Annotated in this window: 8 protein-coding genes; 6 read left to right on the top strand and 2 right to left on the bottom strand. The window is 71.6% G+C overall.

The window, feature by feature from the left end; genetic code table 11:
• Positions 1 to 8 precede the first annotated feature (8 nt).
• Positions 9 to 1,673, bottom strand: a complete 1,665-nt coding sequence (locus tag LZG04_RS31075; protein WP_233823632.1) for a condensation domain-containing protein — start codon at positions 1,671 to 1,673, stop codon at positions 9 to 11.
• A 646-nt stretch (positions 1,674 to 2,319) separates the two neighbouring features.
• Between LZG04_RS31075 and LZG04_RS31070 the strand changes: the two genes are divergently transcribed.
• Positions 2,320 to 3,558: a cytochrome P450 gene (locus LZG04_RS31070; protein ID WP_233823630.1), complete on the top strand. Its 1,239-nt coding sequence runs from the start codon at positions 2,320 to 2,322 to the stop codon at positions 3,556 to 3,558.
• A gap of 6 nt (positions 3,559 to 3,564) precedes the next feature.
• Here the strand turns inward: LZG04_RS31070 and LZG04_RS31065 are convergent, their stop codons facing one another.
• Positions 3,565 to 4,158, bottom strand: a complete 594-nt coding sequence (locus LZG04_RS31065; RefSeq protein ID WP_233823628.1) for a LysE/ArgO family amino acid transporter — start codon at positions 4,156 to 4,158, stop codon at positions 3,565 to 3,567.
• 69 nt (positions 4,159 to 4,227) lie between these two features.
• On the opposite strand from LZG04_RS31065, the gene LZG04_RS31060 reads away from it, so the two are divergent.
• From LZG04_RS31060 to LZG04_RS31040, 5 genes are all read left to right on the top strand, one after another.
• Entirely contained in the window at positions 4,228 to 5,088 is an 861-nt protein-coding gene (locus LZG04_RS31060; protein ID WP_233823753.1) for a LysR family transcriptional regulator ArgP, read from the top strand.
• Between the two features lie 179 nt (positions 5,089 to 5,267).
• Positions 5,268 to 6,662 carry a DNRLRE domain-containing protein gene (locus LZG04_RS31055; protein WP_233823626.1) on the top strand — a complete coding sequence of 465 codons (1,395 nt, stop codon included), beginning with the start codon at positions 5,268 to 5,270 and terminating at the stop codon, positions 6,660 to 6,662.
• Positions 6,663 to 6,729: 67 nt separating this feature from the next.
• On the top strand, positions 6,730 to 7,941 hold the full coding sequence (locus LZG04_RS31050) for an MFS transporter (RefSeq protein ID WP_233823624.1): 1,212 nt from the start codon (positions 6,730 to 6,732) through the stop codon (positions 7,939 to 7,941).
• A complete protein-coding gene (locus LZG04_RS31045; protein ID WP_233823622.1) occupies positions 7,938 to 8,897 on the top strand; it encodes a hypothetical protein in 960 nt (319 codons plus the stop codon). The genes LZG04_RS31050 and LZG04_RS31045 overlap by 4 nt, the downstream gene beginning before the upstream one ends.
• Before the next feature lie 88 nt (positions 8,898 to 8,985).
• On the top strand, positions 8,986 to 10,116 hold the full coding sequence (locus tag LZG04_RS31040; RefSeq protein WP_233823620.1) for a pentapeptide repeat-containing protein: 1,131 nt from the start codon (positions 8,986 to 8,988) through the stop codon (positions 10,114 to 10,116).
• Positions 10,117 to 10,221: the final 105 nt, after the last annotated feature.

Genomic DNA, 10,221 nt, shown 5'->3' with positions numbered 1-10,221 from the left:
GGTGGTGGTCAGGCCCGAGCCTCGCCGCGGCGGGCGCGGGCGGCGTCGAGCAGGCGCTGCCGGCTGGTGCCCGCCGCCGAGGCGGTGGACTTCGCGGGGCCGGCGAGCAGCTCGGCCTGGGCGCGGACGGTGCCCGCGCGGAACAGGTCCACGGTGCGCAGGGCGTGCTCGGACACCTGGTTGAGCCGTTCGACCAGGATCACCAGGCGCAGCGAGTCGCCGCCCGCCTCGAAGAAGCTGACGTCGTCGGCGACCTCCTCGACGCCGAGCACTTCGCGCCACAGGGCGCGGACGGCGTCCAGGCGGGCGGCGGGGTCGTCGGCGATGCCGTCAACGGCGGTCGTGGGTTCCAACACGGGTTCCTCCGGGAATCGGGCCAGGTCGGCGGCACTGCGGCGCAGGCCTGCGAACAGGTCGACGAGGGTCGTGCCCTCGAACAGGTCGGCCGGGCGGTCCAGGGACAGCTCCAGCCGCTCGGCGCCCGAGCTGTGGTCCAGGCGCACGAACAGGGCCAGGTCGTACTTGCTGTACTGCGGCTTGAGCGGCCGGTAGCGGCCCGGCACGCCGGGGGCCAGCTCGAACCCGTCCGGCACGGCGTTGAGCTGCACCAGCACGGGGGTCAGCGGCGGCCTGCTCACGTCGCGGTTGGGGTCGAGCGCGGCGGCGATCGCGTCCAGCGGCACGTCCGCGTCCACGAACGTCTCCATCGCCGCGATGCGGGCGTCGCGCAGCAGCTCCCGCCACGTGGTGGTCTCGTCCAGGCCGATGCGCACCACCAGCGTGGTCATGAACATGCCGACCACGTCCGCGGTCGCCGGGTCGTCGCGGCCCGGCCACACCACGGCGAACAGGAAGTCGCGCTGCCCGCTCATCCGGGCCAGCGTCGCGGCGAGCAGTGCGACACCGGTCATGTAGAGCGTCGCGCCCTCGGTGGTGGCGACGTCCACGAGCTGCTTGGTCAGGTCGGCGTCGAGGTGCGTGGCGCTGTCGGCGCCCAGCAGCGACAGCTCTTCCGACGCCGGGTCGCGGTCGTAGGGCAGGGCCACGCCGATCGGCGCGCCGCGCAGCCGTTCGACCACCTCGGCGACGCGGTCGGCGAGTTCCTCCCGGTCCGGTGGGTCCAGCACGTCCGCCGGGTGCGGGGCGGGCGGCAGCTCGATCTCCTCGCCGCGCAGCTTGCCCCGGTAGATCGCGGCGATCTCGTCCATCAGCAGGCCGCGCGACCAGCCGTCGAAGACGATGTGGTGCACGTTGAGCACGAGCAGCGTGGTGCGGTCGTCGACCCGGATGACCTCGGCGCGCGTGGGCGCCTCCTCGGCCAGGTCGAACGGCGTGCAGCAGAGCACCTCGACCAGGTCGTCGAGCTCCTCGCCGGTCCAGCCGTCGGCGGCCGCGTCGATGAACCCGGCCTCGGCGGGCTCGGCGTCGGTGCGGTACTCGACCCGGCGCAGGCGTGCGTCCAGGCGGAAGCGGGAGCGCAGCGCCGGGTGCCGGGCGATGGCCCGCTGCACCGACGCCACCAGCAGCGCGTGGTCGACCGGGCCGGTGAACTCGACCACCGACGGCAGCAGGTAGGTGGGTCGCAGCCGTTCGATCCGGTCGAGGATCCACAGGCCCTGCTGGGTCGGCGTCGCCTCGTGCCAGGTGGTCGCGGTGGACGACGGCTCAGCCATGCGCCGACCCGCCCCCGACCGCGAGGTCCTCCCCTTCCGGCAGAAAAGGCGGCGCGGCGGTAAAAAGCGCAGCACAAATGTCCGAATCGGGCGAAAGCCCCACGATTACCCCTCAACGTCCCCAGACTTGCCAGCCAGTCCCCGCAGTTCTCCTGGCGGCCGTGGCTCAACGTAGGTCGGCTCGACACAAGGCGTCAAGAGATCCCGAAAAGTAACCCGGACGGACTTCGACAACACGCATGGACCACGCCTTTCGAAGACGATCAAAACGTGACTGCGGAACGTATGTGCCCCTGCCCCCATTCGGGTTTAACAGTTACCGGTCCGGTCGCCTGCGGACGGGGTTGACACCCCCGTGACCACGTGCTTCACTCGGTCACCGTCGGCTGCATACAGTCGACGCCTGGGGTCTGGGGACTATTGGGCACAAATTGGTGGATTAACCACCATTGTCGTGACCCAGTTCACGGTTAGTCGACGAACAGGGTCCGACCTGCGCGTTCGAAGCCGCACGCGCACATCGCCCACAACGGACAAAACCGCCCGCAGCCGGGGGCGGCGATTTGTGCTGGCCGGATTTCCCCGCACCGCGGACCGAGACCGGCGCGGAATGAACGCGCACGCTCGAACGAAAGGAAAACGGGCCATGACCACCATGTCCGGATGCCCGGTGCACGTGGGCTCGACCGACCTGGTCGACCCACACCTGTACAGCGACGGCGACGCCCGCGGCGAGTGGCGGCGACTGCGCGGGCTGGACGGGCTGAGCTGGCTGCAGGTCGACGACGACCGCGGGTTCTGGTCCGTGGTCAAGTTCGACGACACCGACTTCGTGCTGCGGAACACCGCACTGTTCACGTCGGAACGCGGCACGATGCTCAGCCTGCTCGGCATGGACGACCCGGCCGGCGGGCAGCAGCTGGCGGTCACCGACCCGCCCCGGCACACGGTGATGCAGAAAAGGCTGAAGAAGGCGTTGGCGGTCAACGCCGTGGACCGCCAGCGCGACATGATCCGCGGCCTGGTGCTCGACCTGTTGCTGCCTTTGGGTGACGGCGGCACGTTCGACTTCGCGCAGGCGATGTTCGCCATGCCGATGTCGGTGACCGGCACCATGATGGGCCTGCCGCAGTCCGACTGGGCGTGGCTGAGCAGGCTCACCACCATCTGCATCGCCGCCGACGACCCGGAGTACCAGGACGCGGGCAGCAAGTCGGCCACCCTGTCGATGGCGCACCACGAGCTGTTCGCCTACTTCCAGGACCTGGTGCGCCACCGGCGCGACCACCTCGGCGACGACCTGCTCAGCGTGCTGATCTCCACCCGGTTCGAGGGCAGGCACATGACGCCGCCCGAGATCGTGTCCAACTGCTACAGCCTGCTGTTGGGTGCGAACGTGACCACACCGCACGCACCGAACTACGTGATGGCGGAGTTCGCCGACACCGCCGTGCTGCGCGACTGGGCGGCCGACATGTCCGTCACCACCACCGCGGTCGAGGAGGCGCTGCGGTGGGCGTCGCCGGTGAACCACATGCTGCGCTACGCCACACGGGACGTCGTGATCCGGGACACGCCCATCGCGGCGGGCGACGCGGTCGTGGTGTGGCTGGGGTCGGCCAACCGGGACGAGGAGGAGTTCGCCGACTCGGAGAGCTTCGACCTCCGCCGCAAGCCCAACAAGCACCTGGCGTTCGGCATCGGCCCGCACTACTGCATCGGCCACAGCGTGGCGCGGGTGACGTTGAAGATCCTGTTCGAGGAGCTGCTGACCCGCTTCGAGGACTTCGCGCCGGCGGGCAAGCCGGAGCGGCTGATCTCCAACTTCGTGTCCGGCTACAAGCACGTGCCGATCACCGCGCGGGCCAAGGCGCGCCTGTCCTAGCGGGAGTCAGACCACGAGGGAGACGCCGGTCGCCGTGACCACCACGGCGACCGCAGCGTCCAGCACCCGCCACGCCGCCGGCTTGGCGAACGTCCCCGACAGCCACCGCGCGCCGAACCCGAGCGCGCTGAACCACAGCACGCTGCCCGTCATCGCCCCGACCGCGAACCACCACCGGTCGCCGCCGAACCCCGTGGACGCCGTGCCCAGCAGCAGCACGGTGTCCAGGTACACGTGCGGGTTGAGCCAGGTCAACGCCAGGCAGGTGAGGATCGCCGCGGACGCCGCGCCCGCCGTGCGCTCCGGGGTCAACGCCGACGGCCGCAGCACCCGCCGCGCCGCCAGCACGCCGTAGCCGACCAGGAACACCGCGCCGATCCACCGCACCGCCGTCAACACGGCGGGCCACGCGGTGAGCGCCGCGCCGACACCGCCCACGCCGAGCGCGATCAGCACGGCGTCCGAGCCCGCGCAGATGGCCACGATCGCGGGCACCCGCTGCCGCAGCACGCCCTGGCGCAACACCAAGGCGTTCTGTGCGCCGATCACGACGATGAGGGACAGTCCGGTGCCGAGCCCGGCGAGCAGCGCGTAGGTCACGACCACGACGGTAGGAACGCCATCGACATAAGGCCAGCTACGTTTTCTTACGTATCATCAGCGCTCGTGATGCTGGATCCGGAGTGCGTGCGGACGTTGCTGGCCGTCGTGGACGAGGGCACCTTCGACGCCGCCGCCAAAGCGCTGCACGTCACGCCCTCCGCCGTGAGCCAGCGGATCAAGCTGCTCGAACAGCGCACCGGCCGCGTCCTGCTGGTGCGCGCCAAACCCGCACGGCTCACCGAGTCCGGCGCGGTGATCGCCCGCTACGGCCGACAGCAGGCGTTGCTCGACCGCGACGCGCGCGACGCCCTGGGCCTGGTCGAGGACCCGACGCCGATCCCGGTCGCGGTCAACGCCGACTCGCTCGCCACCTGGTTCCGCCGCGTGGTCAAGGAACTGGCCGGCGACGACGGCCTGGTGCTCACCGTGCGGCGCGACGACCAGGACCACACCGCCGAGCTGCTGCGCCAAGGACTCGTCGTCGGTGCGGTCACCTCCTCGCCCCGGCCGGTGCAGGGCTGCGTCGTCCGTCCACTCGGGAGCATCCGCTACCACGCCGTCGCCACCCGCCGGTTCACCCGCCGGTGGCTCGCCGACGGCCGACCGCTGCACGACGCGCCCGTGATCGTGTTCGACGACAAGGACGATTTGCAGGACCGGTTCTGCCGCGAGCTGTCCGGCCGCAACGCCTCCGCCCACCGCCACCACCTGCCCGACGGGCACGTGTTCGAGGACGCCGTGGTCGCGGGCGCCGGGTGGGCGCTGCTCACCGAGCACCAGATCGCCGCCCACCGCAGGCTCGTGCACCTCGCCCCCGACCGGCCGGTGGACGTGCTGCTGCACTGGCAGCAGTGGAAGCTCGACTCACCGCCGCTGGCGCGCGTCGCCGACGCGGTGTTCCGCGCGGCCGCCGCGGAGCTGCACTGACCCCCTCACGCGACGGTTCCTCGCGACCGCACCGCCGGATGCACGCATCGGTGATGGACGTGTGAGCGGTTCGCCGGGCGTTCACCGGCCGGCCGCCCGACCATCACCACGCAGTGTCCGCGGATCCCTACTGTCTGCGAAGCCCTCACTGCCGTCGTTCGAAGAACGAAGGGTTCCGCATGTCAGGACGCAGAGCTCCCCTCGCGCTGCTCGCCATCGGCGTCGTCACCGCCGCCACCCTCACCGCCATCGCCTCCTCCGGCCACCTGCCGGCCGCCGAGGCCGCCACCACCACCTTCACCCCCTCCGCCGACACCCACGTCGACAACTCCGTCCCCGGCACGAACTACGGGACCTCCGGCCGGCTCGGCGTGGACGGCTCGCCGGCCAAGCGGCTGTTCCTCAAGTTCACCGTCACCGGCGTCACCGGCACGATCGGCAGCGCCAAGCTGCGCGTGCACACCGACGACGTCTCCGGCGCCACCAGCCCCTCCGGCGGCACGTTCCGCGCCATGACCGACACCACCTGGTCGGAAACCGGCGTGACCTGGAACAACCAGCCCGCCATCGACGGCGCCACCCTCGGCACGCTCGGCTCCGTCGCCCGCAACGCCTGGTACGAGGTCGACGTCACCGCGCACGTGCGCGCCAACGGCACGTTCAGCTTCGGCGTCACCTCCACCAACACCGACGGCGCCGACTACGACTCGCGGGAAACCGGCGCCACCGCGCCACAACTCGTGATCACCACCGGCACCACCACCACGACGACCACCCCGCCGGCCGGCGGTGACCCGGTCCTCGTCGGCGCGGGTGACATCTCCGACTCCGGCTCCGGCGACAGCGCCACCGCCGCGCTGCTCGACACCATCCCCGGCACGGTCTTCACCACCGGCGACAACGTCTACGACAGCGGCACCGCCTCGGAGTTCGCGAGCTACTACGACCCCACCTGGGGCAGGCACAAGGCCCGCACCCGCCCGTCGCCCGGCAACCACGACTACAACACCAGCGGCGCGACCGGCTACTACAACTACTTCGGCACGCAAGCCGGCCCGTCCGGCCGCGGCTACTACTCCTACGACCTCGGCAACTGGCACGTCGTGTCGCTGAACTCCAACATCAGCATGTCGGCCGGCTCCGCGCAGGAGCAGTGGCTGCGCGCCGACCTCGCGGCGAGCACCAAGCCGTGCACCGCGGCGTACTGGCACCACCCGCTGTTCACCTCCGGCGCCAACCACGCACCCTCCACGGCCACCCGCCCGCTGTTCCAGGCGCTGTACGACCACAACGCCGACCTCGTGCTGTTCGGCCACAACCACCAGTACGAGCGGTTCGCGCCGCAGAACCCCAGCGGCGGCCTCGACACCACCCGCGGCATCCGCACGTTCGTCGCCGGCATGGGCGGCGCGAGCCACTACGGCTTCGGCACCATCCGACCCAACAGCGAGGTCCGCAACAGCACCGCGTACGGCGTGCTGAAGCTGACCCTGCGCAGCACGAGCTTCGACTGGCGGTTCGTGCCCGTCGCGGGCCAGACGTTCACCGACAGCGGCACCACCGCCTGTCACTGACCCGCCGACCGCCGCGCCCGGCCGTCCCCCGGCCGGGCGCGGCACCCCCGTTCTCCGGAGGTGCGCCGTGTACCTGTCCACGATCACCCGACCCAAGACCGCGGGCTGGAAGGGCGTCAGCGCCAACGTCTTCGCGCTCGGCGCGGTCAGCCTCGTCACCGACATCTCCTCCGAGATGGTCACCGCCGTCCTGCCGCTGTACCTGGTCGTCGGGCTCCAGCTCAGCCCCGCCGCCTACGGCGTGATCGACGGCGTCTACACCGGGGCCACCACGCTGCTCCGGCTCGTCGGCGGCTTCCTCGCCGACCGCACCGACCGGCGCAAGGCGGTGGCCGGGTTCGGCTACGCCCTGTCGGCCCTGGCCAAGCTCGGGTTGCTGGTCGCGGGCAGCGCCACCGCCGCGCTCGGCGCGGTGATCACGGCGGACCGGGCGGGCAAGGGCCTGCGCACGGCCCCGCGTGACGCGTTGATCACCCTGTCCACGCCGTCGGGCGACCTGGGGCGGGCGTTCGGCGTGCACCGGGCGATGGACGGGATGGGCGCGTTCGCCGGGCCGCTGGTGGCACTGGCCGTGCTGGCGTTGGCCGGCGACTCGTTCGACGCGGTGTTCATGACCAGCTTCTGCGTCGCGGCGCTGGGCGTGGTGATCCTGGTGCTGTTCGTGCGCGACCACCGGTCGGCCGTGCCGTCGCGGCCCGTGCGGGTCCGGGCCGTCGGCGGGCTGTGGCGCGACGGCGGCGTGCGGCGGGTCGTGTTGGCGGCGTCGTTGCTCGGGTTGGCCACCATCGGCGACGGGTTCGTGTACCTGCTGCTGCAGAAGCGCGAAGGGCTGTCGATCGGGTGGTTCCCGCTGCTCGCGGTCGGCACGAGCCTGGTGTACCTGCTGCTGGCCGCGCCGTTGGGCGCGCTGGCCGACCGGGTCGGTCGGCTGCCGGTGATGGCGGGCGGGTACGTGGCGCTGGGCGCGGTGTACCTGCTGCTGTCCGGGCCGTTGGACGGGTGGGTGCTGGTCGTGGTGGTGGTCGCGCTGTACGGCGTGTTCTACGCGGCCACGGACGGGGTGCTGATGGCGTTGGCCGGGCCGCTGCTGCCCGAGGGGTTGCGGACGACCGGCATCGCGTTGATCCAGAGCGGGCAGGCGTTGGCCTACCTGGGGTCGTCGGTGTTGTTCGGCCTGGCGTGGCAGTTCTGGGGGCCGGAGGCCGCGACGCGGTTGGCCGCCGCAGCCGTCGCGCTCACGTTGGTGGGTACCTTCGCGCTGGTGGGACGTCGCTCATGAGCACTCGGGTCCGGTTGCTGATCACCGTGCTGGTCGCGGTGCTGTTGGCGGCGGTCGCGGTCGGGTACGCCGCGCTGTCACGCTCCGGGGAGCCGGACGAGGTCGCGTCGACCACCGTCACCGGTCCCCGGTTGATGGTGCTGACCAACGGCAGGGTGTCCACCGTGTCGCGGTCTGACCCGGGTGGGCCGCGCGAGGTGGGCGAGCAGCGGTGCGACCGGGTGTACAGCGCCGGTGGCACGACGTCGTGCCTGCGGCCGGTGGGCGCGTTCAAGGCCGGTGAGCTGGCGGTGCTCGACGCCGGGCTGCGGGAGGTGCGGACGATGCCGTTGACCGGGTTCCCGAACCGGACCCGGGTGTCGGACAGCGGGCGGATGGTGGCGTGGACGCTGTTCGTGGACGGCCACTCCTACGCCGCCAACGGGTTCTCCACCAGCACCGGGATCCTCGACACCCGCACCGGCACCGCGGTCGCCTCGCTGGAGGAGTTCACGTCCACCCTGGACGGTGCGCCGGCCACCGCCGCCGACCGCAACTTCTGGGGCGTCACCTTCGCCGCCGACGACAACCGCTTCTACGCGACCATGTCCACCGGCGGCCACCGCTACCTGATGGAGGGCGACTTCACCGCCCGCACGCTCCGGTCGATCGCGGACAACGTGGAATGCCCGTCGCTGTCGCCGGACGGCAAGCGCATCGCGTACAAGGCCGCCGTCAACGGCGATCCCCGGCAAGGGTGGCGACTGTCCACACTGGATCTCCAGTCGCTGGAGGTGCGCGCGCTCGCGGAGACCCGCAGCGTGGACGACCAGCCGACCTGGGTCGACGCGCGCACCATCGCCTACGGCATCCAGCGGGAAGACGGCGTGAACGACGTGTGGGCGGTCCCCGCGGACGGCTCCGGCTCGCCCGTGGTCCTGGTTCCCGAGGCCGCGTCACCCGCGCCGATCGGGTGACGAGCCGACCGGCGGCGAACCACGCGGCAACGCAACCCCGGGCGCCATTCGAGGGTTGGCGCGCGGTCCGTTGCGCCACCATGGCGTGATGAGCGAGCAACCTCTCCAGGTGAGCCGGGCCGTCCTCGGTTTCCGCCGGCGACCGCGACTGCGGCAAGCGCTGGCGGCGACAGCCCTGGTGGCCGCGGTCGTGAGCCTGGCACCCCGGTGGTGGGCGCAGGCGGTGGTGGCGGGTGGCCAGTGGGTGGGCTGGCACTGGTCGGCGTGGGTCTTCGTGCTGGTGGCGGTGGCGCTTTCGGCAGGCGGAGGTCGCGGGGGCACGATGGCCCTGCCACGCCGGCCGCGGACGTCGGCGATGTCGCTGCTCGTGCACGTGGCCCTGCTGCTGGTGTTGGCCGCAGCGGTCGCGGCGGGTGCGGGGATGGCCCTGTGGGGCGTGCTGGGACGACCGAACGGCGTCCAGGAGCGGCTCGACGCGGTGAAGGTCGTGTTGACCGTGGTCGGGGGTGTCGGCGCGGTCGTGGCGTTGACCGTCGCCTACCGCAGGCAACGCCTCAACGAGGTCGACTCGCACCGCGAGGACGCGAAGGTGCTGCTCGACCGCTACGCCAAAGCGGCCGAACTGCTGGGCGCCCACGACGCCTCGGTGCGCATCGCGGGCATCTACGCGTTCGCGGCGCTGGCCAACGACGCGCCGGAAGCCCGCCAGGGCTGCATCGACGTGCTCTGCGCCTACCTGCGCCAGCCCTACGGCACGGCCGAGGCCACGCGGCGGGATCCCGGTCAGGAGCGCCGCGTCCGGCTCACCGTCATCCGACTCATCAGGGACAACCTCCACCTCGTCGACGGCGACTCGCGCACCTGGCGCGGCCACGACTTCGACTTCACCGGCGCGGTGTTCGACGGCGGCGACTTCTCCGGCGCGACCTTCACCGCCCCCGGCCGGGTCACCTTCGCCGACGCCACGATCACCGGCCGGCTGTCGTTCGACGAGGCCACCTTCGCCGGCGGGACGCGTCTCCTTCGACCGCGCCCGGTTCGCCGGGGGCTCGGTGTCGTTCGACCGTGCGCGGTTCGGCGGTGGTGTCGTCGACCTCTCCCGGATCGACCCCGGGTCGGCGGTCGAGCTGTGGCCGGTCGGCGTCGAGGTGCCTCGGGGTTTGTTGTTGCCCTCGGGCAAGCAGTCCGAGCGGGGATGGTGATTTTTGGTCGACACTGAAGTTATAGAGCTAGCTAGATCTGGTTGTCCGGTGGACAGCGGCGGACCAGTGGTGTTCGGCCGCGTAGCGGGTTCCTGAGGCACTGGGGCGATGGGAGAATCGAC

The sequence above is a fragment of the Saccharothrix sp. S26 genome, assembly GCF_021390395.1.
Lineage (GTDB): Bacteria > Actinomycetota > Actinomycetes > Mycobacteriales > Pseudonocardiaceae > Actinosynnema.
Note: the sequence above shows the minus strand (reverse complement) of the source record. Positions and strands in the feature narration are given on the sequence as shown.